At 65.7% G+C, this 21,476-nt stretch carries 22 protein-coding genes; 15 read left to right on the top strand and 7 right to left on the bottom strand.

Translation table 11 applies throughout. The features are described 5' to 3' along the window. Positions 1-38: 38 nt before the first annotated feature. A complete protein-coding gene (locus R2K23_RS15625; protein ID WP_316510482.1) occupies positions 39-350 on the top strand; it encodes a hypothetical protein in 312 nt (103 codons plus the stop codon). 3 nt (positions 351-353) lie between these two features. On the opposite strand, the gene hypB is transcribed toward R2K23_RS15625, so the two are convergent. The 5 genes from hypB to rpe all read right to left on the bottom strand — a co-directional run bounded on the left by hypB (position 354) and on the right by rpe (position 5,392). Beyond that, positions 354-1,154, bottom strand: a complete 801-nt coding sequence (hypB, locus tag R2K23_RS15620; protein WP_316510480.1) for a hydrogenase nickel incorporation protein HypB — start codon at positions 1,152-1,154, stop codon at positions 354-356. 14 nt (positions 1,155-1,168) lie between these two features. Beyond that, positions 1,169-1,504 (bottom strand): hydrogenase maturation nickel metallochaperone HypA, encoded by a 336-nt coding sequence (locus tag R2K23_RS15615; RefSeq protein WP_126334646.1) that lies wholly within the window; start codon positions 1,502-1,504, stop codon positions 1,169-1,171. A 181-nt stretch (positions 1,505-1,685) separates the two neighbouring features. Beyond that, on the bottom strand, positions 1,686-2,570 hold the full coding sequence (locus tag R2K23_RS15610; RefSeq protein WP_258538491.1) for a phosphoribulokinase: 885 nt from the start codon (positions 2,568-2,570) through the stop codon (positions 1,686-1,688). 75 nt (positions 2,571-2,645) lie between these two features. Next, positions 2,646-4,700 carry a transketolase gene (gene tkt, locus R2K23_RS15605; protein ID WP_316510477.1) on the bottom strand — a complete coding sequence of 685 codons (2,055 nt, stop codon included), beginning with the start codon at positions 4,698-4,700 and terminating at the stop codon, positions 2,646-2,648. Beyond that, the gene (gene rpe / locus R2K23_RS15600) at positions 4,697-5,392 is read right to left on the bottom strand and encodes a ribulose-phosphate 3-epimerase (protein ID WP_316510475.1); all 696 of its coding nucleotides are present in this window, start codon (positions 5,390-5,392) and stop codon (positions 4,697-4,699) included. The genes tkt and rpe overlap by 4 nt, the downstream gene beginning before the upstream one ends. A 163-nt stretch (positions 5,393-5,555) precedes the next feature. On the opposite strand from rpe, the gene R2K23_RS15595 reads away from it, so the two are divergent. Together R2K23_RS15595 and R2K23_RS15590 are read left to right on the top strand one after the other, a co-directional pair. Then, positions 5,556-6,227 (top strand): response regulator, encoded by a 672-nt coding sequence (locus R2K23_RS15595; RefSeq protein ID WP_126334643.1) that lies wholly within the window; start codon positions 5,556-5,558, stop codon positions 6,225-6,227. A gap of 5 nt (positions 6,228-6,232) precedes the next feature. Further along, the gene (locus tag R2K23_RS15590) at positions 6,233-7,429 is read left to right on the top strand and encodes a GAF domain-containing sensor histidine kinase (protein ID WP_316517319.1); all 1,197 of its coding nucleotides are present in this window, start codon (positions 6,233-6,235) and stop codon (positions 7,427-7,429) included. On the opposite strand, the gene R2K23_RS15585 is transcribed toward R2K23_RS15590, so the two are convergent. Continuing rightward, positions 7,417-8,415 (bottom strand): class I fructose-bisphosphate aldolase, encoded by a 999-nt coding sequence (locus tag R2K23_RS15585; RefSeq protein ID WP_316510474.1) that lies wholly within the window; start codon positions 8,413-8,415, stop codon positions 7,417-7,419. The two genes, R2K23_RS15590 and R2K23_RS15585, sit on opposite strands and share 13 nt — an antisense overlap. A gap of 169 nt (positions 8,416-8,584) precedes the next feature. On the opposite strand from R2K23_RS15585, the gene R2K23_RS15580 reads away from it, so the two are divergent. From R2K23_RS15580 to R2K23_RS15565, 4 genes are read left to right on the top strand one after another with little or no spacing between them, the layout of a single operon-like run. Next, a complete protein-coding gene (locus R2K23_RS15580) occupies positions 8,585-10,015 on the top strand; it encodes a form I ribulose bisphosphate carboxylase large subunit (RefSeq protein ID WP_316510473.1) in 1,431 nt (476 codons plus the stop codon). An 18-nt stretch (positions 10,016-10,033) separates the two neighbouring features. Next, entirely contained in the window at positions 10,034-10,459 is a 426-nt protein-coding gene (locus tag R2K23_RS15575; protein WP_316510472.1) for a ribulose bisphosphate carboxylase small subunit, read from the top strand. A gap of 3 nt (positions 10,460-10,462) precedes the next feature. Continuing rightward, positions 10,463-11,494, top strand: a complete 1,032-nt coding sequence (cbbX, locus tag R2K23_RS15570) for a CbbX protein (RefSeq protein ID WP_316510471.1) — start codon at positions 10,463-10,465, stop codon at positions 11,492-11,494. Continuing rightward, on the top strand, positions 11,491-12,393 hold the full coding sequence (locus R2K23_RS15565) for a LysR family transcriptional regulator (RefSeq protein ID WP_316510470.1): 903 nt from the start codon (positions 11,491-11,493) through the stop codon (positions 12,391-12,393). The genes cbbX and R2K23_RS15565 overlap by 4 nt, the downstream gene beginning before the upstream one ends. A 4-nt stretch (positions 12,394-12,397) precedes the next feature. Here the strand turns inward: R2K23_RS15565 and R2K23_RS15560 are convergent, their stop codons facing one another. Continuing rightward, positions 12,398-13,540: an AraC family transcriptional regulator gene (locus R2K23_RS15560; RefSeq protein WP_316510469.1), complete on the bottom strand. Its 1,143-nt coding sequence runs from the start codon at positions 13,538-13,540 to the stop codon at positions 12,398-12,400. Between the two features lie 182 nt (positions 13,541-13,722). Here R2K23_RS15560 and R2K23_RS15555 point away from each other — a divergent pair, with 182 nt between their 5' ends. The 8 genes from R2K23_RS15555 (at position 13,723) to R2K23_RS15520 (ending at position 21,475) form a co-directional block, all read left to right on the top strand. Beyond that, complete coding sequence (locus R2K23_RS15555) at positions 13,723-14,274, top strand: DUF1641 domain-containing protein (RefSeq protein ID WP_316510468.1); 552 nt, start codon at positions 13,723-13,725, stop codon at positions 14,272-14,274. Between the two features lie 100 nt (positions 14,275-14,374). Next, complete coding sequence (locus tag R2K23_RS15550; RefSeq protein WP_126336907.1) at positions 14,375-15,346, top strand: NADH-quinone oxidoreductase subunit B family protein; 972 nt, start codon at positions 14,375-14,377, stop codon at positions 15,344-15,346. Between the two features lie 75 nt (positions 15,347-15,421). After that, entirely contained in the window at positions 15,422-17,029 is a 1,608-nt protein-coding gene (locus R2K23_RS15545) for a nickel-dependent hydrogenase large subunit (protein WP_126334635.1), read from the top strand. A gap of 7 nt (positions 17,030-17,036) precedes the next feature. Next, entirely contained in the window at positions 17,037-17,870 is an 834-nt protein-coding gene (locus R2K23_RS15540) for a hydrogenase maturation protease (RefSeq protein WP_316510467.1), read from the top strand. Positions 17,871-17,875: 5 nt separating this feature from the next. After that, complete coding sequence (locus R2K23_RS15535) at positions 17,876-18,148, top strand: hypothetical protein (protein WP_316510466.1); 273 nt, start codon at positions 17,876-17,878, stop codon at positions 18,146-18,148. Then, positions 18,148-19,416: a tetratricopeptide repeat protein gene (locus R2K23_RS15530; protein ID WP_316510465.1), complete on the top strand. Its 1,269-nt coding sequence runs from the start codon at positions 18,148-18,150 to the stop codon at positions 19,414-19,416. The genes R2K23_RS15535 and R2K23_RS15530 overlap by 1 nt, the downstream gene beginning before the upstream one ends. Beyond that, positions 19,413-20,288, top strand: a complete 876-nt coding sequence (locus R2K23_RS15525; protein WP_126334632.1) for a NifU family protein — start codon at positions 19,413-19,415, stop codon at positions 20,286-20,288. The genes R2K23_RS15530 and R2K23_RS15525 overlap by 4 nt, the downstream gene beginning before the upstream one ends. Further along, positions 20,285-21,475 (top strand): NHL repeat-containing protein, encoded by a 1,191-nt coding sequence (locus R2K23_RS15520; RefSeq protein WP_126334631.1) that lies wholly within the window; start codon positions 20,285-20,287, stop codon positions 21,473-21,475. The genes R2K23_RS15525 and R2K23_RS15520 overlap by 4 nt, the downstream gene beginning before the upstream one ends. Position 21,476: the final 1 nt, after the last annotated feature.

Raw genomic sequence — 21,476 nt, 5'->3', positions numbered from 1 at the left:
TAGGTTAGGTAGCCCTCACTTATGGCGGTTCCTTCGACATGCTTTTGCCGATGAGCAGTGGATTTCAGATGTCCCAGTCAATCCGCGAGTGCGCCTGCGAAGGGGTGGCAGAGTGGAAGGCTCGGCCAACGGCGGTGCGTCCTGAGAGCTGCGCCGATGAAGCCCATGGAGTCGAAACCTTCGTGGTCGAGGAGTGCGGTCAATGGGCGGTGGACATCGTCGTAATTTTCGCCGACGGCGTGGTGCGCAAGCGCATCGCCTCGCACCGTACTCGGAGTCGCGCCGAGATTGCCGCGAGCTTGATCAAACGTGCCGCCGAGCGCGGTGGGCGCCAGCTGCGCTTCTCCTGAGTGCTATCCGGCGACAAAACTGCGCACCCAGTCGTACCACGCTGACATTCCATCGCCGGTCCGGGCGCTGACCGGCAGGATGGTCGCCGCGGGGTTGACCGCGCGAATACTCGCGATGTAATCGCCGACATCGATGTCGAGGTGCGGCACCAGGTCGGTCTTGTTGAGCAGCACCAAGTCGACGGCGCGGAACATCACCGGGTACTTCAAGGGCTTGTCGTCACCCTCGGTGACCGAGTAGACCATGGCCTTGGCGTGTTCGCCAACGTCGAACTCGGCGGGGCAGACCAAGTTTCCGACATTCTCGATGACCAGCAGGTCCAGCTCGGACAGCCGGAGTCCCGCCAGCGCGCGGTTTACCATCGGGGCGTCCAGGTGGCATTCGCCGCCGAAGCCGTTGTTGGTGTTGAGCAACGATACCTGTGCGCCGCGACCACTCAGTTTGGCGGCGTCGAGGTCGGTCGCGATATCGCCCTCGATCACGCCGATACCCATCTCGGCGGCCAGGGTGTCCAGCGTGGACGCCAGCACGGTGGTCTTCCCGGAACCCGGGGAGCTCATCAGATTCAGGGCGCGGATCCCGTTCGCCTCGAGGAGATCGCGGTTGATGCCGGCGCGGATGTCGTTCTCGGCGAAGATCGATTCGAGCACCTCCACGCGTTGGGCGCCGGTTCCGTATCCGCTATGGTCGCCGTGGTCGTGCCCGTCGTGCCCGTCGTGCCCGTCGTGCCCGTCGTGCCCGTCGTGCCCGTGATGTTCGTGATCGTGCACCGTACCGTCATCGTGGCGGTGGAATCGACCCATAGTGAGACCTTTCGTCACGTGACGTCGAGTGACGTCACCAGAAACTCATTGCCGCGCAGTACCTCGACTTCGCCGCTCCGACATCGAGAACAGCACACCGCCCAGCGTGATTCGAGCCCCCCGCGGTGTCCGCATTGGCCGCAGCGCACTTCGGCGGGGACCAGTTCGAGTTCGAGTTCGGCTTCGGGCATGTCCTCATGGCTTCGTACCAACGTCCAGCAGAACTCCAGCGATTCGGGCACCACCTGGCGCAGGGCGCCGACTTGGACCCGCACGACATCGACCTGCCGACCGGCGGTATGCGATTTGACCACCCCGGCGATGGCGTGACACAGCGATAGTTCGTGCATTACCCCATGTTGCCTTGAGGAGGACGTAGTCGCCGAGCTTTCGACCAGCAATGTTGGTGGATGGCGCGGCATTGGACGGCGAGCAGCGGTGGCGCTGGTAAACCGACAGCCGAATCTTGCACGGCCAGCTCGTCTGAACGCGCGCCGACGTCGAGGATGCCGGAGTTCAGCGCGGCTCGGGTCATCGCGTCGCCTTGAGCAGATGGAACAGCAGCATCATCTGGGTCACCGCCAACGGGGTGCTGTGACCACCGGCGATCGCACCGAGCGCGTCGGTCATCTCGAGCCGGTCCTCGGTGAGCGCTCGCCAGAGCAGCTTCTCTGCCCGCGCGGACTCCTCGGGATCGACGTAGCCGTGCACGTGCAGGCTGTCCACCGGGCGCCCGTCGTGATCGTTGGCCAGACCCATGTGCATGGTGGCGGTGATCTCGGGCCGCAGCACCGAGGTGAGATCGGGTTGGGGAATGTTGGGTCGCAGCAGCAGGGTCGCCGACAGCGGCGTATCCGGCGGGTCGTTGCGCTGCTCGATGGGTGCGAACCGCACCACCAGGTCGGCGAATGCCCGCTGCGGCAATACGAATTGCTGCGCGTCGGACTCCCGGTCGGCAAGTTCGGTCAGCACCTGATCGGGGGTGTACCCGCGAGACGCGCAGTCGCGCTGGGTCTTCCAGTCCCGACGGACGTTGTCATCCGGATCGAGATACACGGCGAGGTCGAAACACGCGCGGCACAGATTGGTGTGCAACGGCAGCAGGCCCTCGACAATGATGTAGTCGGCGGGATCTACCACGACAGGACGCAGCAACCGCCCGCTGGCGTGGTCGTATACCGGTTTGAGGACGGACTGCCCGGTGGCGAGCAACTGTAGGTGCTGGCCGAGGATGTCGAGGTGATTGCAGTCCGGGTGCAGGGGAGTCATCCCGTTGAGCGAGCGTTCGAGCCGATCGAAGCGGTGGTAATCGTCGGTCGAGATGGACAGGCACCGATGCGGCCCCAGCGTGTTGACCAATCCCGCGGCGACCGTACTCTTGCCCGAGGCGCTGTCCCCGGCAATCGCGAGCATCACCGGCCGCCGACGAGATCCCCGGTGATTGTCGAGGAATCGGACCAGTTTGCCGCGAACCACGAATCCGCCCGAGGCTCAGCCGGTTCGGCCCGACAGTGCATCCTCGGCGACATCCGCGACCACGGCGGGCGTCAAACCCATGTGTGCGGCGACCGCCGCGCCGGGTCCGCTCTCTCCGAAGCGTTCGATCCCGACGACTCGATCGCGGGAGCTCGACAGCGCCCGCCAACCGGTGGTGACACCTGCCTCGATCCAGACGACCGGCGCGTCCGGGAACCCGGCCCACGTGCCGTGCGATGTGCACTCCAGGCGCTCCCGGCACATCACCGATGCGACCGTGGTCGCCACGCCGCGTTCACCGAGGATTTCGGCGGCCTCGAGGGCAAGTCCAACCTCGGACCCACTGGCGGCCAGAACCACGTCGGCGGACTTGCCGCCGGACCGGACGATCCGCGCGCCGTGGGTACCGATATCGTCGAGCCCGTCGCCGCCCAGGGTCGGCAGATCCTGCCGGCTGAGGATGAGTGCCGTTGGCCCACTGGTATTTTCCGCGGCCAGCTGCCAGGCCATCGCGGTCTCCGCCGCGTCCGCAGGGCGCAGCACCGTCAGCCCCGGAATGAGCCGCAACGCCTCGATCTGCTCGATTGGCTGATGCGTGGGCCCGTCCTCCCCGACGTGCACCGAATCGTGCGTGAAGATGTAGACGACGGGCAGTTTCATCAACGCCGACAGGCGCAGCGCCGGCCGCAGATAGTCGGAGAACACCAGAAAGGTGCTCCCGAACGGACGCAGGCCGCGATGCAGCGCCATTCCGTTCATCACGGCCGCCATCGCGTGTTCCCGGATGCCGAAATGTATCGTGCGGCCGCTGAAGTCATCGGCGCTGACATCGCCGCCGGGAATCGCGGTATTGGTCGACCCGGCGAGGTCCGCCGATCCTCCGACGAGCCCCCGGTAGACTTCGGCCAGGGCGTTGAGGGCTTTGCCCGATGCCTTTCTGGTGGCCATCCTGTCGGCGACCGCCACGTCGCGGGCGCAGCGGCCGAGCGCATCTGCGGCATCGGTGGGCAGCGCGATTCGGTCCAGTGCGAAATCGGCGGCCAGCTCGGGATTGGCCGACTGCCAGGCGGTGTGGATGCGGGTCCATTCGGCGTGTGTGATGGTCCCGGCGGCGGCGAGCGCAGCCGCGCTGGCGCCGACCGCATCCGGTACCCGGAACGACTGGTCGGGCCAATCGAATCGCTTGCGCATCGCGGCGAGCGTGGCCGCGCCGAGCGGGCTGCCGTGCGCTTTCGGGGTACCTTCCACGCCCGGCGCGCCGAAGCCGATGGTGGTCTGGACCTGGATGAACGTGGGCCGACCATCGGACTCCATTGCCGAACGAAATGCCTGGCCCAGGGCTTCGGCATCGTTACCGTCCGGCACCGAGACCACTCGCCAGCCGTAGGCGGTGAATCGCGCAGCAGCGTCATCGGCGCACGAGTTCGACGCGGCGCCATCGATGGTGATGTCGTTGTCGTCGAAGATGACGGTCAGTTTGTCCAGGCCGAGGCGACCGGCCAGCGACGCGGCCTCATGGCTGAGCCCCTCCATGAGATCGCCGTCGCCGGCGAGCACCCAGGTTCGGTGGTCGACCACGGTGTGTTCAGCGGTGTTGCACCGCGCGGCCAGCATCCGTTCGGCGAGAGCCATCCCGACCCCGTTGGCGATGCCTTGGCCCAGCGGCCCGGTCGTGGTCTCCACCCCGGGGGTGTGGCCGAACTCGGGGTGTCCGGGTGTGCGTGAGCCCAGTTGGCGGAACTTGCGTAGTTCGGACATCGGCAGGTCGTAGCCGAACAGGTGCAGCAGCGCGTACAGCAGCGCCGACCCGTGGCCCGCGGACAGCACGAATCGGTCCCGGTCCGGCCACTGCGGGTCCGCCGGATCGTGGCGCAGGTAGCGCGACCACAGGGTCCAGGCGATGGTGCTGGTCCCCAGCGGGAGCCCGGGGTGGCCGCTGTTGGCGGCCTCCACCATATCGGCCGCCAGGAAGCGCAGGGTGTTGATCGCCAGCGCGTCCAATTCCGCTGAGTAGGAAGGTGTTTTGCGTTCGTTGGCCGCGGTGACGGTGTTCGTCGTGGTGGTGGTCATCCTGCGACGAGCCTTCCGGTCTGTTCGCCGGCCGCGGCGCGCAGTGCGGCCGCCTGCTCGGACATGGTGGATGAGTTGCTGAACAGGGCCGACCCGGCACAGAATGTGTCGGCGCCGGCCCGCGCCGCACGACCGATGGTCGCCGTGCCGATGCCGCCATCGACCTCGAGTTCGATGGGAAGCCCGCGTCGATCGATTTCCGTTCTGGCCGCGGCGATCTTGGATTCCATGCTGGCCAGGTACCGTTGGCCGCCGAAGCCGGGATTCACCGTCATCACGAGCAACAGATCGGTGCGGTCGAGTACATCGGCCACGGCGCACAGTGGGGTTGCCGGGTTGATCGCGACTCCTGCCTTGGCGCCGAGATCCTCGATGGCGCAAAGGGTTCGATGAAGATGCCGACATGTCTCGGCGTGCACAATGACGATCTCGCACCCGGCCTCGACCCAGCGCGCCAACATGGGATCGGGATCGTCGACCATCAGATGGGCTTCGAAGCCGATGTCCACCCGGTCCCTGCAGGCGGCGATGACATCGGGTCCGAAGGTCATGTTCGGGACGAACACACCGTCCATCACATCCCATTGGATCCGGTCGATTCCGGCATCCGCGATCGCGGTGACGTCGCGGCCGAGTTCGGCGAAATCCGCAGGCAGTACGGATGCGACCAGGGTCGCGGGGGGAGATGTCACGAGCAGAACCTCCTGAGGGCTGGATGCCTCACGACGCTATGACGGTATGCCCGTTGGCGACTCCCCCGAGTGGGGGAATCGAAGGTTGTTCCCCAATTGTGCGGTCGGTGACCTGCCAGGAATTCTTCGTACGGTTCCTTGCTGTCGCGTTTATGGTGAACACATGACGGCGGCAACGGCGGCAGTTCCGGTGCGGGTGGTACTGGTCGATGATCACGAAATGATCATCGAGGGACTCAAGGCGATGTTGGCGTCGTTCAAGAATCGTGTCCGTGTCGTCGGTGAGGCCGTCGGAGCGGAGAATGCGCTGGGCGTCATCGCCAGCCTTCAGCCCGATATCGTGCTCTGCGATGTACGCATGCAGGGGGCCAGCGGTCTGGATCTGTGCCGCACGATTCGGGAACGGGACCCGGACCGCAAAGTGGTTCTGCTCTCGGTGTACGAAGATGAGCAGTACCTGTTCCAGGCACTGCGAGCGGGTGCGTCGGGGTATCTGCTGAAAGGCATCAGCAGCGACGAATTGGTTCGTCAGCTCGAGTATGTGCAGGCCGGTTCGACCGCCATCGACGCCGGACTGGCAGCCCGGGCGGCCGATACCGCGGCGCGGTTGCAACGGGACGAGTTCTGGCCGGGCGCGCGGCACGGGTTGACCCAGCGGGAGAGCGAGATCCTCGCGTTCGTGGTCGCCGGGCTGTCGAATCGCGGTATCGCAGGCAAACTCGTGATCGGTGACGAGACGGTCAAGAGCCACCTGCGCTCCATCTACCGAAAGTTGGGCGTCGGTGACCGCACCGCCGCGGTCGCCACCGCGCTACGTGAAGGCATCTACCAGTGACCGGCCTGGTCCATGGGTTGGTCGATGAGGATCGCGAGGTCGAGCTATTGCTTGGCATCGTTGCGGCCACCTCGAGCGGCCCGGGAGTCGAGTCACTGGCTGCGGCCGTCGCGGAGCTGATCACTTCGGTCACCGCTTCCGACGTGTGCTTCGTGCACGTGCTGGACGATTCCGGACGCTCGCTCACCCTTGCGGGTGCGACGCCCCCGTTCGACGAACAGGTCGGTCTGATCACCATGCCGCTGGGCGAGGGCGTGTCCGGCTGGGTGGCCAGTCATCGTGCGCCCGTGGTGATCACCGACAACAAGGACGAGGATTCGCGCTATGTGCCGATCGCGTCGCTGCGTGGTTCGGACTTCACCTCGATGGCCTCGGTACCGATGCAGACCGAACTCGGTGGGTTGGTTGGTGTGCTGAACGTGCACACCGTTGCCCGGCATGACTTCACAGGTCGGGACATCGAGTTGTTGCTCGCGATCGGAAGGCTGCTTGCCGGTGCGCTCGACCAGGCCCGGATGCACCGCCAGGTCGCGGCCCGCGAGCGGGCTCACGAGAACTTCGCCGAACAGGTGATTGCCGCACAGGAATCCGAGCGGCGCCGGTTGGCAGGCGATATTCATGACGGGATCTCGCAACGGCTGGTGAGCCTGACGTACCGACTCGATGCGGCGGCGCGGGCGGTCGGCGCATCCGACGGACCCGAGGCCGCCGAACAGTTGGAGAAGGCCCGCGATTTGGTGGATCTGACGCTGGCCGAGGCGCGCGCGGCGATCGGTGGGCTGCGCCCGCCGGTGCTGGACGATCTCGGTCTGGTCGGCGGGCTGGCCAGTCTGGCTTCGTCGATACCCGAAATCGATCTGGACCTCGAGCTGGCCGACCGGCGATTGCCCGAACACGTCGAGGTGGCGCTGTACCGCATTGCGCAAGAGTGTCTGCAGAACGTGGTCAAGCATGCGCGGGCCATGACGGCCAAGGTGTGGTTCGAGGTCGACGATGGCGGCACGGCGCGCCTAGAGGTCAGCGATAACGGCGTCGGTTTCGATCCAGCACCGGACCGCGCTCCGACCAGCTACGGCATGCTGTCGATGAGTGAGCGCGCCGAGCTGGTCGGCGGCCAGCTATCGGTCCGTTCCCGCCCTGGTTGGGGCACCACGGTCACGGTGACCGTGCCGGTCGACGCGGCCGCCGATCACGCCGGTTGAAGCCTCTCGCGGCCCCGGAGCGCGTTGGCGTTCGCCGCGACATGACTGGCCAGCGCCCGCTGTCCGGCCTCGACCAAGCCTTCGTCACCGTGCCAGGCCGCCAGCGCCGGCGACACCAGCGCTCGGCCGAACGAGAACGTCAGCGGCCACGGCGTGTTGTGGCTCTGCATCGCCGCGAGGTTGGCGGTGGCCCGCTCGGGCTCCTGCCCGCCAGAGAGGAACGCCACCCCGGCCAGCTCGGCCGGCCAGGCCCGGAGCACGGCGACGGTGGCCTCGGCCACCTGTTCCGGGGTGGCCCGGACCGGATGATCCTCGCCCTCGATCACCATGTTGGGCTTGAGCACAATCCCGGCCAGGTCCACGTTCATCGCGCGGAGTTGCTGGCGTACCGCGGCATGCACGCTCGCCGTGACTTCGGCGCAGCGCTCGAGGCTGTGTTCACCCGACATCAGGACTTCCGGTTCGACAATCGGAACCAGGTCGGCCTCCTGACACGCCGCGGCATACCGGGCCAGCGCACTGGAGTTCGCCGCGATGGCGCCCCAGCTGGGTCTTTCCTCGGTGATCGTGAATACCGCGCGCCATTTGGCGAACACCGCTCCCGCCTCGGCGTAGCCGGCCAGTCGGGCAGGCAGCCCGTCCAGCCCCTCGGTGATGGTTTCTCCCGGCAGGCCCGGGCACGGTTTGGCCCCGGTATCGACCTTGATGCCCGGCAGGATGCCGAGCGTCCGGATCGCCTCGGGGAAATGTCGGCCGTCGCTGAACACCTGTCCCAGGGTCTCCTCGCACAGGATGACGCCCGATACCCCCGTCGCCAGATCGGCCGTGGTCACCAACAGCTCGCGATAGTCGCGGCGGCTCTCGGCGGTCGGCACCACACCCACCTGCTCGAGTCGCGTCGACATGGTGCTGATGCTCTCGTCGGCGGCAAGGATGCCCTTGCCGGGCATGGTCATGGCGGCCGCGGTCTCGTTACACGTACTCATCGGAACTCCTGTCCTTGATCGATTGAGCACAACGTAGGTCCGTCGAAACACGCCGACCTCACCCGATCGGAGGAATGCCCGGGGGTGGTTTAATAGTTAAGTATTTACTTCAGTTTCAACCCATTTCTATCGATAGACAGGTTTAATATTGGCTGCCACGATCGTTCGCATGGCAGATAGATGGAACGCGGGAGTCATTCCCTACGCAGAGATGGGCTACTGGCAGCCGGATTACGTCCCGAAGGAGTCAGATGTGCTGTGTGCCTTCCGGATTACCCCCCAGGACGGTGTGCCGCCCGAGGAAGCCGGTGCGGCCGTCGCCGGTGAATCCAGTACCGCGACATGGACCGTGGTGTGGACCGACCGGCTCACCACCTTCGAGCACTACCAGGCGAAGTGCTACAGCGTCGAGGCGGTGCCCAATGCCCCCGGGCAGTGGATCGCGCTGATCGCCTATGACATCGACCTGTTCGAGGAGGGGTCGATCGCCAACCTCACCAGTTCGATCATCGGCAACGTGTTCGGGTTCAAGCCGCTCAAGGCGCTGCGACTGGAGGATATGCGGATTCCCACGCATTACGTCAAGACGTTTCAGGGGCCCGCGCACGGCATCGTCATGGAGCGCGAGTATCTGGGCAAGTTCGGCCGACCGCTGCTGGGCGCGACCACCAAACCCAAGCTGGGCCTGTCGGCGCGCAACTATGGCCGCGTGGTGTACGAGGCCCTGCGCGGCGGCCTGGACTTCACCAAGGACGACGAGAACATCAACTCGCAGCCGTTCATGCGGTGGCGCGACCGGTTCCTGTTCTGCATGGAAGCGGTCAACCGTGCCCAGGCGGCCACCGGTGAGATCAAGGGGCACTACCTCAACATCACCGCGGGAACCATGGAAGAGATGTACGAGCGGGCGGATTTCGCCGCCGAACTGGGTTCCGTGGTGGTGATGATCGATCTGACCATCGGCTATACCGCCATCCAATCGATGGCCAAATGGGCTCGCGACAACAGCGTGCTGCTACATCTGCACCGTGCCGGGCACGGCACCTACACCCGGCAGAAGTCACACGGTGTGAGCTTCCGGGTGATCTCCAAATGGATGCGGCTGGCCGGTGTCGACCATATCCACGCGGGCACCGTCGTTGGCAAGCTCGAGGGTGACCCGAACACCACGGCCGGCTTCTACGACACATTGCGTCTGGACAGCATCCAGGCCGATCCGGTTAAGGGTCTGTACTTCGACCAGGAATGGGCATCGATCCCCGGCGTCATGCCGGTCGCTTCCGGTGGGATCCACGCCGGCCAGATGCATCAGCTGATCCACTACCTGGGTGAGGACGTGATCCTGCAGTTCGGCGGCGGCACCATCGGACACCCGATGGGTATCGCCGCGGGTGCCGAGGCCAACCGGGTCGCGCTGGAAGCCATGATCAAGGCCCGCAACGAGGGCCGGGACTACTACAAGGAAGGCCCAGACATCCTCAAGAAGGCCGCGGCCAAGAACCGCGCGCTGGACACCGCGCTGGCCACCTGGGGCGATATCACCTTCAACTACGAATCCACCGACACCCCCGACGCCGTCGCGACGCCGACGACCGTCTGACACGAAAGGAGCTCACACATGCGAATCACCCAGGGCACCTTCTCGTACCTGCCCGATTTCACCGATGAGGAGATCACCGCACAGATCAAATACGCACTGTCCAATGAGTGGCCGCTGTCGGTCGAGTTCACCGACGACCCCCATCCACGCAACACCTACTGGGAGATGTGGGGTCTGCCGATGTTCGACCTCAAGGATCCGGCCGGCGTGCTGCTGGAGGTCAACGCGTGTCGATCGGCGAACCCGAACAGCTACATCCGGCTGAACGCGTATGACGCGAGCCTGGGCCGACAGACGACGGCGCTGTCGTTCATCGTCAACCGGCCCGCCGAGGAGCCCGGCTTCCGGCTCGACCGCGCCGAGCGGGCCAACCGCCAGATCGGGTACACCACGCATTCGTATGCCACCGAACGTCCCGAGGGGGACCGGTACCGATCGGACTGACCGATGACATTGCAGACACCAAATAAGCCGCAATCCGCCGAGAACCCGCGCAGCTCATTCGGGTACCGGCCACGTCCGGCCCCCGGTCCGCAGCTGGACGGGGAACCGGACGTGCCCGCGGAGGACCTGCTGCCCCCGGGCGCGGTCGTCGACATTGCCGCCGCACGGAAGGATTCGGGCGTCGATGACGTACTGGCCGGACTCGATCGCGAACTGGTGGGATTGGAGCCGGTGAAAACCCGGATCGCCGAAATCGCCGCGCTGCTGCTCGTCGACCGGATGCGGGCCCGCTTCGGGGTCAATGCGCCCCAGCCAACGCTGCACATGTGCTTCACCGGGAACCCCGGGACGGGCAAGACCACCGTGGCGCTGCGGATGGCCGATCTGCTGCACCGGCTGGGGTATCTGCGGCGTGGCCACTTGGTCAGCGTGACTCGCGATGATCTGGTCGGGGAGTACGTCGGGCATACCGCTCCGAAGACCAAGGAAGTCATCAAGCGTGCGATGGGTGGCGTGCTGTTCATCGACGAGGCCTACTACTTGTACAAGGTGGAGAATGACCGCGACTACGGGTCGGAATCGATCGAGATTCTGCTTCAGGTGATGGAGAACCATCGTGCTGACCTGGTGGTGATTCTGGCTGGCTATGCGGACAAGATGGATCAGTTCTTCTCGGCCAATCCCGGAATGCAGAGCCGGATCGCCCACCACATCACCTTCCCCGACTACGCCGTCGGCGAGCTGGAGGACATCGCGCTGTTGATGACCGACGAGTTGGGCTATCGGTTCTCCGATGAGGCCCGCGAGGTCTTACGCCGGTATCTCGAGTTGCGGATCGACCAACCCTGGTTTGCGAATGCGCGCAGCGTGCGCAATGCACTGGAGCGGGCCCGGCTTCGGCACGCCCGACGTCTGCTCGCAACCGGGGGCGATGTCGGTTTGGCCGGGCTTTCCACCATCGAGCCGGCCGATATTCTGGCGAGCCGGGTGTTCGGTACCGATCCCGTCGACACCGTGGCAGGAGGGCGCCGATGACCACCAACGCGCGGCTGCGTGCGCTGGTCGAGCTCGCCGAAACCGGCTCGGTTCGCGGTGCCGCGGAGCGCCTGGTGGTGACCGAATCCTCGATCTCGTCGGCGCTGCGCGCGCTGAGCAACGACATCGGGATAGCCCTGGTGGACCGGCACGGCCGTGGGGTGCGGCTCACCCCGGCCGGGGAGCGGTACGTCGAGTACGCGCGCCGGATTCTCGGCCTGCACGACGAGGCGATCCTGGCCGCCCGCGGCGAAGCGGATCCGGAGCACGGATCGGTGCGGTTGGCGGCCGTCACGTCGGCCGGCGAGCTGCTCATCCCGGCAGCGCTGGCTTCCTTCCGGACCAGGTATCCCGGAGTCGTACTGCACCTCGAGGTCGCTTCCCGCAGCCTGGTCTGGCCCATGCTGGCGCGACACGAAGTCGATCTGGTAGTCGCCGGCCGCCCGCCCGAGGATCTGCGCCGGAAGGTGCGAATGCGGGCCGTGAGCCCGAACACCCTGGTCGTCGTCGGCGCCCCGGCGCTCGCCAAGGGGATCGACCCGGCCACCGCAACCTGGCTGTTGCGCGAGACCGGGTCGGGTACCCGGTCCACCCTGATGGCGCTGCTCGAGGATCTGGAGGTGACGCCGCCGCAGCTCGTGTTGGGTTCGCACGGCGCGGTGGTCGCGGCCGCGGTGGCCGGGCTGGGCGTCACGCTGGTGTCCCGGCAGGCGGTGCTGCGCGAACTCGACGGCGGCGATCTGGTCGAGATCGCCGTGCATGGCACGCCGATCAGCCGGCCCTGGCACGTCGTCAGTCAGTTGTCGCCGACCATGTCGACCGAGCTGTTGATCGACCACCTGACGGCCAATCCCGGGCTTGGCTGGCGGCCGGCGAAGTCGGTGCAGCAGGCGTCCTGACCCGTCACCGCCGCAGCGTCTCCGACGGTGTCTCGCCCCAGCGCTTCCGGTACTCGACGGCGAAACTGCCGAGGTGGTGAAAGCCCCAGCGTTCGGCGACCGCGGTGACGGTGACCCCGTCCGACGGCACCGCGTCGGTGAGTTCCTCGTGCACCCGGTCGAGGCGCCGGCTGCGCAGATAGGCCATCGGTGACATGCCCAGCTCGTCTCGAAAACCCTGCTGGATCGACCGCACACTCATGTGCACGCTCTTGGCGACGGCGTCCATCGTGACGCGCTCGGCCAGGTGGTCATCGATGTAGTTCATCGCGTCCCGCACGACGGTACGGGATTGATCCGGCTGCGCGGGTTTCAGCAGTTCGCGGTGATACGTCGATGGCTGCAGCTGCAGCAGCGTGCTCATCACCAGCTCCTCGATCGCTCCGATGCCCTGACCACGCTGGATCAGCGAACCCGGATGGAACACCTCGGAGTGGATCAATTGGACCGCGGTGTGCCAGCGCATGGCAGCCTCGGTGGCCAGATCGAATTCGGGCTCGAACTCGAGCGGCTTGGTCAAGCTGCGGCCCAGCAGCCGGGTCAGGTGGGCGATCATCGGCTGCTGTTCGATGCGGATCAGCAATTGTGGGGAGTCGTAGTCGAGTCCCATTCGTAGCGGCGCTCCAGGGCTGGTCACCAGCGCCCGTAGGGTGTTGGCTTCGAAGGCGGTGTCCCGGTATTCCACCAGTGCGCGACCGTTCATCGGCATGTGCACGGCGAAGTATTCGCCAAGGGCGGGAACGTCGATGCGGGCGGGCGTGTGCAGGTCGAGGTACAGCATGCTGACATTGCGCAGGCGCACGCCGTGCAGCACCGCAGCAAACTCTGCCGCGGCGTCGTAGGCCACGTTCAGCGACAACGGAGCGAGGGCTTTGCCGACCAGTCGGGTGGCCTCGGCGGTGCTCTCGGTATAGAAGATCTCCTTGTCGGCAAGGGCCGGCGGCACGCCGCGGGAGCGCACCTTCCGGCGCACCGGGTTGCTGGTGCGCCGATCGTCGATGAACCCGATTCGGGTCAGCCGGGACAAGGCCGCCGCCTCACCCAGAATGTGCGGCTCAACTGCCGCGATGATGAAGATTTCTTTAAAGTGTCGGTGCCGATCATGCAAGCCTCGGAGGGGATGGGCGCGCGTCAACGCGTTCAACTTTGCGTAATTTTGACAGGTATTGCGTGAAAATGATAGGCAAGCGCCCGTCGGCTCGTTAAATTGTGATCGGAACCACATCCCTCATCCAAGTGTCGTCCAGCCCACGGGCCAGCCCGCCCGTACACGACTTAGGAGGCCACGTGGTGGCAAACGGTCAGATTGTTGCGGTGTCGCCGGAGCAGCAACTCCGCGAGCGGTTGGCGGATCCGAGAGTTGCGGAATCGTTGAACAGGCTGCTCGATCATGCCGATCTGTTGGCTGTCCTGGTCGACGGACTCGACGGATTCGTCCGCCGCGGTGATGAGATCAGCGCGTCGTTGTCGTCGGCGGTCGATGAACTGCGCGGCCCGGTCGGGAGCCTCAGTGCCCGGTTCAGCGGGTTCGACGAGCTGAAATCGGTGGACCGGCAGGGTTTGGCGGACAGTGTGAGTTCACTGGCCGCGGCCCTGGTGGCCGCGATGCCGGCGATGAACAAGATCCTGCAGTCCCCGCTGATGGATCCGCAGGCTGCTGAGGTGCTCGCCGGGATGGGTACCGCCCTGGTCCACGGGAAGGCCGCGGCTGAGGCCGACCCGGGTGGGCCCAAAGGGCTGTTCGGGCTCTGGCGGGTGTCCAAAGACAAGGACATTTCCCGGGGTTTGGGATTTCTCGTTCAGGTGGCCCGCGCATTCGGCCGACAGCTCCCACATGACTGAATCAATCAGACTGATAACCGTAACCAAATAGCCGACACAGTTTCTGTTCAGCCCAACAGAAAATGTGGCCGATTCCCGGTCGCATTCCGAGAGGAGAATCATGGCATCCGTTTTGTGGTTCCAAGGTGGCGCGTGCAGTGGTAACACCATGTCCTTTCTCAACGCCGAGGAACCCAATGTCGTCGATTTGATCGTCGACTTTGGACTCGAGTTGCTGTGGCATCCTTCGTTGGGGTTGGAACTCGGCCAGAATGCCCAGAAAGTGTTCTGGGACTGCGCCCGCGGTGAGCGTCCACTCGACATCTTCGTATTCGAGGGCACCGTCATCGAGGCACCCGATGGGACCGGGCGGATGGATATGTTCGCCGATCGAGCCATGAAGGATTGGGTCACCGACCTTGCCGGGGCGGCACAGGTGGTGGTGGCCCTCGGTGACTGCGCCTGCTTCGGCGGTATCCCGGCGATGGAACCCAACCCTTCGGCGTCCACCGGACTGCAGTTCCACAAGCGGAACAAGGGCGGCTTCCTGGGCCCTGACTTCCGCTCGAAGATGGGGCTGCCGGTCATCAACATTCCGGGCTGTCCCGCGCACCCGGACTGGATCACCCAGATCATCGTGGCGTTGGCCACCGGCCGCGCCAGTGACATCGCGCTGGATGAATTGCACCGTCCGGAAACATTTTTCAAGACATTCACACAGACCGGATGCACGCGCGTGCAGTTCTTCGAGTACAAGCAGTCCACCTTGTCGTTCGGCGAGGGCACCCGAACCGGTTGCCTCTTCTACGAATTCGGCTGCCGCGGGCCGATGACCCATTCACCGTGCAACCGCATTCTGTGGAATCGGCAGTCCTCCAAGACCAGGGCGGGCATGCCGTGCCTGGGCTGTACCGAACCGGAGTTCCCGCACTTCGACCTGGCGCCCGGCACGGTGTTCAAGACGCAGAAGGTCAGCGGGATGATCCCCAAGGAAGTGCCCGAAGGTTCCGACCACCTCACCTACATGGCGCATGCGGCGGCCGCGCGGATCGCTGCGCCGCAGTGGTCCAAGGAAGACATGTTCGTGGTGTAGCGGCGCGCCGCGCACTCCCGACGTCGCCCACACCCGACATAGCCAACGTGGTCAATCGAAAGGACCTGTGAACAAATGACCGAACTCGATCTTTGGGTCAGCCCGCTGGGACGTGTGGAGGGCGATCTCGACGTGCGCGTCACCGTCGATTCCGGGGTGGTTACCTCCGCGTGGACCGAAGCCGCGATGTTCCGTGGCTTCGAGATCATCCTGCAGGGTAAGGATCCCCAGGCCGGCCTGATCGTGTGTCCGCGCATCTGCGGCATCTGCGGTGGCAGCCACCTGTACAAATCCGCCTACGCGCTGGACACCGCGTGGCGGACGCATATGCCGCCCAACGCCACGCTGGTCCGCAACATCTGCCAGGCCTGTGAGACGTTGCAGTCGATTCCGCGGTACTTCTACGCGCTGTTCGCGATCGACCTCACCAACAAGAACTATGCGAAGTCCAGCCTGTACGCCGAGGCCGTCCGCAGGTTCGCCCCCTATGTCGGCACCAGCTACCAGAAGGGCGTGGTGCTGTCGGCCAAACCCGTCGAGGTGTACGCGATCTACGGTGGCCAGTGGCCGCATTCGAGCTTCATGGTGCCCGGGGGTGTGATGTGTGCCCCGACCCTGTCGGATGTCACCCGGTCCATCGCGATCCTCGAACACTGGAACAACAACTGGCTCGAGGGGCAATGGCTGGGCTGCACCATCGACCGGTGGCTGGAGAACAAGACCTGGGAAGACGTGCTGGCCTGGGTCGACGAGAACGAGGCGCAGTACAACAGTGACTGCGGGTTCTTCATCCGCTACTGCCTGGACGTGGGTCTGGACAAGTACGGCGCCGGCGTTGGCAACTACATCGCCACCGGCACGTACTTCGAACCATCCCGCTACGAGAACCCGACCATCGAGGGCCGCAACGATGCGTTGATCGGCCGCTCCGGCGTGTACGTCAACGGTGACTGGCACGAGTTCGATCAGGCCAAGGTCACCGAGGACGTCACGCACTCGTTCTATGCCGGTGACCGGCCACTGCATCCGTTCGAGGGGGAGACCATCCCGATCGATCCGGAACAGGGCCGCAAGGACGGCAAGTACAGCTGGGCGAAGTCACCCCGCTATGCGGTGGGCGAGCACGGGAACATCCCGCTGGAGGCCGGGCCGCTGGCGCGGCGGATGGCCGCGGGCGCACCCAACGCCGCGGCGCATCAGGACTACGATCCGCTGTTCGTCGATATGTACAACAAGATCGGCCCCAGCGTGATGGTGCGTCAGTTGGCACGTATGCACGAGGCCCCCAAGTACTACAAGTGGACCCGCGAGTGGCTCGATCAGCTGGATCTGCGGGAGAGCTTCTACACCAAGCCGGTCGAGCATGCCGAGGGTATGGGGTTCGGCGCCACCGAGGCCGCACGCGGTGCTCTCTGCGACTGGATTGTCATCGAGGACAGCAAGATCAAGAACTACCAGGTGATCACGCCCACGGCGTGGAACATCGGTCCGCGTGACGGTGATCAGGTCCTCGGGCCAATCGAGCGAGCGCTGGTCGGATCGCCCATCGTCGATCCCGAAGACCCTGTCGAACTCGGCCATGTGGCAAGAAGTTTCGATTCCTGCCTGGTGTGCACCGTACACGCCTACGATGGGAAGACCGGTAAGGAGCTGTCCAAGTTCGTTATCAACGGAATGGTGTGATCTGCCCTTGAATTCACCGTCAAGCCAGAGCCATGTCGACATCGAAGCCCCCGGGTGCGCGGTGCTCGTCGTCGGATGCGGGAACCTGCTGCGAGGTGACGACGGGGTGGGTCCCGTTCTGGTGCGTCACTTATGGGAGCGGGGTGCTCCCGAAGGCGCGCGTCTCGTAGACGGCGGTACCGCCGGCATGGACGTGGCGTTCCAGATGCGCGGTGCCGGCCAGGTCGTCATCGTCGATGCGGCGGCCACCGGCGCTGCACCGGGCACCGTTTTCCAGGTGCCCGGTGCCGAACTGGCCGAGCTGCCACCACTACAGGGGTTGCACACGCACTCGTTCCGATGGGACCACGCCATCGCATTCGCGCGCTGGGCGCTGGGCGACGATTGTCCGACCGACATCACGGTCTTCCTGATCGAGGCCCAGTGCGTCGACTTCGGTGCCGATCTCTCCGAACCCGTACAGGCCGGAATGGATGCCGTGATCGAACGCATCGAGGCCGATTACTTTGCGCCGCTGCGACCTCCGGGTGCCGATGACGTCAGCGTCGAGTTCAGCGCCGACGGCGATCTGCGTCTGGACTCGGCGTTGGCCGCCAGTCGCTTCCCGTCCGACGCGGTTGCCGCGGTGCTGCGCGGCGACGATCTCTGGTTGATCCCGCTGCGAGGACCACGCAGCGGTGGCCTGCTGCTCAAACAGCGCAACCCGAAGGGTGACCGGTCGGTTCTGGTCCGCGAGGTTCTGCAGGGCCGTTCGGTGGCGGGACCGCGATCGGCCTCCTGGGATGACCAGCAGAAAGCACTGTGTATTGCGCTCGGCGTGCCGCCGGAGTCGCGAAGGTGATCCTGATGGTAGGGCAATCGCCGGATGAAGATTCCCCGGAACGCCCCCGCGCCGAGGCCCGGTCGAAGCGTTCGACCGACGATGCCCTCAGCGTCGACGCCGTGATTGTCGAGGAACATCGTCGGTGGGCCGTCGACATCGTGGTGGTGTTCGCCGACGGGGTGGTCCGGCACCGGATCAGTGTCCATCCCAGTCGACGACTCGCCGAGATCTCCGCCGACCTCATTCGGCGTACCGCCGAACGTAATATCTGTGGCCCACTGAATGGTTCGAGCTGATGACCACTGCCCCCGATTTCACCGAGTTGGTCACCACGCTGCCCCGACCGCAGCCCATCGGCACGTTCCCGCTGCCGCTGGGCTACCTCCTCATTCCCAACGGCCCGGGAGCCGACGAGGCGCGCACCGCATTGCTCGATGGCCACGAGCCCGCGACCTGGCCGGATTCGTTGCGGGCGCACGAACTGGCGCACCGCGGTGAGGTCGATCAGGCCGTTGCGTTGCTGGTCGACGACGATCCCGTCACCCGCTACAACCGATTCGTACTGGATCCCGAAGGTGTTGACACCGACCAGCTTCGCGGTGACCTTGGGCGCTTCGGTGTGCTGGTGGATGTGGTGCTGTTCACGCTGGGTCGCATCGATGACCCGCCTCGGGACGAGGGGACCGACGGTGAGCTGACCGCGGTTGTGCTGGCCGCGCAGGCCAGTCATCTTTTGGCGCAGGGTGATTCGGACGGCGCGGCCAATGTACTGGAACGCGCGGCGCAGGCCGTGACTGCGGACTCGCCACGCCTGGCGGGTGTGCTGATCGGATCCGCGGGTGCGATCGGCGCCGACACCGCCGACACGGTCGCACAGGCTCGCCTGGAGCGGGCGTTGCGGTTGCTGGACGGGGCGGATGGCCTGCGCATCGGCCGCGCCGAAATACATCTGAGTTTGGCCGGACTGTTTCATCACCGGGCAGTGCAGAATCCGGGCCTGCTGGCCCAGGCGATACCGCACTACCACTCGGCTCTGCAGTTGGTGTTGCGCGACGAGGCCCCGCTGGTATGGGCGTCCGCACATGCCAACCTGGCCACCGCCTATCTGACCATGCCGATGGTGGAGGCCTCGGATCAATTGCGTCTCGGCGTCGCCGCGAACTCGTTGCGTTCGGCGCTCAAGGTCTATACGCCCCAGGACTATCCGGAGCAGTGGGCCAGCGTTCAGCTCAATCTGGCGAACTCGCTGGTGTACACGCCGTCGAAACATCAGGCCGACAACCTGGTGGAGGCCGTGGAACTGTACGAGGCGGTGCTGGCCGCGCGTGATCGGGACAGCGACCCGCTGGGCCGCGCACGGGTGCTCACCAATCAGGGCAACGCGCTGGCGCACCTCGGTGCGTTCGATCAGGCCAAGGCCAAGCTCTACGAGGCGCGGTTTCTGTTCGAAGAGCAGCAGGACCACGAATCGGTGCGGACGGTGCGCGGAGTGCTCGACGAGGTGGCCCGCCAGGTCGCGTTGTTGCGGACCGCGGCCGAGGCCGACGGAGGGGCCGAACGATGACCACGATCCTCGAACCCACTCTGGAGGAGCTGGCCAAACGCGTCGACGACGCGATCACGGCGCTGGCCGACCTCGACCCCGCGGCGCGTGCCGTCGCCGAGGAACTCAAGGCAGCCCTCGAGGCCGTACACCGCGCGGGCCTGGTGACCATGGTCCGACGGATGCGCGCCGACGATGCCGCGCGGGCCGTGCTCTTCGACCTGGTCGATGACCCGGTGGTGCACCTGCTGCTATCGCTGCACGAGATCGTCCGCCCCGACCCTGTCACGCACGCGAATCGGGTGTTGGTCGCGGTGCGGCCACAATTACAAAGCCATGGCGGTGACGTCACGTTGGTGCGCATCGAAAACGGTACCGCGTTCGTCCGACTGGAGGGTGCCTGCAACGGCTGCTCGATGTCGTCGGTAACCCTGCGCAACCTGGTCGAGCAGGCGCTCGTCGAGGGCGTCCCGGCGGTATCCGGGGTCGAGGTGTTGCCCAATGAGCCCTCGCCCACGCTGATTCCGCTCGAATCACTACGGATCGGGCCGAACCCGTCGCTCGAGGGTTGGGCCGATGCGGGTCCGGTGACCGATGTGCCCGACGGCGGCCTGATAGGCCGCAGCCTGGTGGCCGAGTCCGGTGAACAGGCCGAGGTCGTCATCGTCAGCCTGGAACGGCGACTTTCGGCCTACCGCAACGAATGCGCGCACGAAGGGTTGCCGTTGGACAACGCACTCGTGGACGTCAACAACGGAACGTTGACCTGCCCGTGGCATGGATTCTGCTACGACGCATCGTCGGGGGAGTGCCTGAGTGCCCCCGAGGCGCAACTCGAGCCGTTGCCGCTGCGGATCGACAACGGAACCGTCTGGATCCGGGTGCGGGAATGAGTCGGCTGGTCGTCCGACACAACATCACCGGATTGCGGACGCGACCGGCGGAGGTAGTAGACCGCACACTGGCCGGCGGCTGGTCCGCCGAGGTGTGGCTGGGAGCGCCCGCACCCGGCGGGCTTGCGCTGCCGCCGGCCAGCCCGAGCATGGCCTGGATGTATTCGCCGCGCGGTGTGTTCCTCGGGGCCGACCACCTGGTGGTCGCGGACTCGGGCAACCATCGCGTCCTGGTATGGCAGGGCATCCCGGTCACCGATGAGCAGCCGGCGGATGTTGTGCTGGGACAACCGGATGGATCGACCGAGGGCCCGGCGGCGGGAGGGCGCGGTCCCGAACGGGGGATGCACCTGCCGACCGGCGTATTGGTGCACGACGGACGATTGATCGTCGCCGATGCGTGGCACCACCGGATCCTGGTATGGGATGAGGTTCCACACCGTAGTGACGTCGCACCGGATCACATTCTGGGACAGCCGGATTCATCCGCGGTGCAGCCCAACGCCGATGGTGAGTGCTCGGCGTCGTCGATGTACTGGCCGTTTGGCATCGCGATCGTCGGCGGGTCGTTCTGGGTCGCCGACACCGGTAACCGTCGGGTGCTGGGGTGGCGCCGCGGCGTTCCCGAACCGGGGCAACCCGCCGATGTCATTCTCGGTCAACCGAGTGCCGCGGATCGCCAGGAGAACCGCGGCGGCGTGGCCGGGCCGGCCAGCTTCCGCTGGCCACACGCCATTGCCGGGCGAGATGACCTGCTGTTGATCGCCGATGCGGGCAATCACCGGGTGCTGGGCTGGACCCCGCACCCCGAATCCGACAAACCCGCGGACCTCCTCATCGGGCAACCCGATTTCGCCTCGGCCGCGGAATGGCCCTACGGCCCGCACACTGGTGATCGGTTCCGTTTCCCGTACGCGGTTTGTCTGGACAGCGGCGCCGGCGACGAATGCTTCGCCGTCGCCGATACGGCGAACAACCGAATACTGTTGTGGGACGGTGTGCCCCGCGATGGGCGAGCTGCCGATCATGTGCTGGCGCAGCCGGACTTCGCCTCCAATGGCGAGAATCGCTGGACCTCGGTGCAGCGTGACACGCTGTGCTGGCCGTACGGCATGTCGCTGCGGGGGGACCGGTTGGCCATCGCGGACTCCGGAAACAATCGCGTCACCGTCTGGCGGCGGACGTGAG

The organism is Mycolicibacterium sp. MU0050 (assembly GCF_963378085.1).
Classification (GTDB): domain Bacteria; phylum Actinomycetota; class Actinomycetes; order Mycobacteriales; family Mycobacteriaceae; genus Mycobacterium; species Mycobacterium wendilense.
The sequence above is the reverse complement of the archived record's forward strand: the minus strand, read 5'-3'. Positions and strand labels throughout refer to the sequence as shown.

Coding starts and splice junctions, on each gene's coding strand:
- R2K23_RS15615 (WP_126334646.1), bottom strand. CDS start 1,504: ATGCACGAACTATCGCTGTGTCACGCCATCGCCGGGGTGGTCAAATCG.
- cbbX (WP_316510471.1), top strand. CDS start 10,463: ATGACATTGCAGACACCAAATAAGCCGCAATCCGCCGAGAACCCGCGC.
- R2K23_RS15535 (WP_316510466.1), top strand. CDS start 17,876: ATGGTAGGGCAATCGCCGGATGAAGATTCCCCGGAACGCCCCCGCGCC.
- R2K23_RS15530 (WP_316510465.1), top strand. CDS start 18,148: ATGACCACTGCCCCCGATTTCACCGAGTTGGTCACCACGCTGCCCCGA.
- R2K23_RS15585 (WP_316510474.1), bottom strand. CDS start 8,415: ATGAGTACGTGTAACGAGACCGCGGCCGCCATGACCATGCCCGGCAAG.
- R2K23_RS15575 (WP_316510472.1), top strand. CDS start 10,034: ATGCGAATCACCCAGGGCACCTTCTCGTACCTGCCCGATTTCACCGAT.
- R2K23_RS15550 (WP_126336907.1), top strand. CDS start 14,375: ATGGCATCCGTTTTGTGGTTCCAAGGTGGCGCGTGCAGTGGTAACACC.
- R2K23_RS15525 (WP_126334632.1), top strand. CDS start 19,413: ATGACCACGATCCTCGAACCCACTCTGGAGGAGCTGGCCAAACGCGTC.
- hypB (WP_316510480.1), bottom strand. CDS start 1,154: ATGGGTCGATTCCACCGCCACGATGACGGTACGGTGCACGATCACGAA.
- R2K23_RS15625 (WP_316510482.1), top strand. CDS start 39: ATGCTTTTGCCGATGAGCAGTGGATTTCAGATGTCCCAGTCAATCCGC.
- R2K23_RS15595 (WP_126334643.1), top strand. CDS start 5,556: ATGACGGCGGCAACGGCGGCAGTTCCGGTGCGGGTGGTACTGGTCGAT.
- R2K23_RS15580 (WP_316510473.1), top strand. CDS start 8,585: ATGGCAGATAGATGGAACGCGGGAGTCATTCCCTACGCAGAGATGGGC.
- R2K23_RS15520 (WP_126334631.1), top strand. CDS start 20,285: ATGAGTCGGCTGGTCGTCCGACACAACATCACCGGATTGCGGACGCGA.
- R2K23_RS15545 (WP_126334635.1), top strand. CDS start 15,422: ATGACCGAACTCGATCTTTGGGTCAGCCCGCTGGGACGTGTGGAGGGC.
- R2K23_RS15565 (WP_316510470.1), top strand. CDS start 11,491: ATGACCACCAACGCGCGGCTGCGTGCGCTGGTCGAGCTCGCCGAAACC.
- tkt (WP_316510477.1), bottom strand. CDS start 4,700: ATGACCACCACCACGACGAACACCGTCACCGCGGCCAACGAACGCAAA.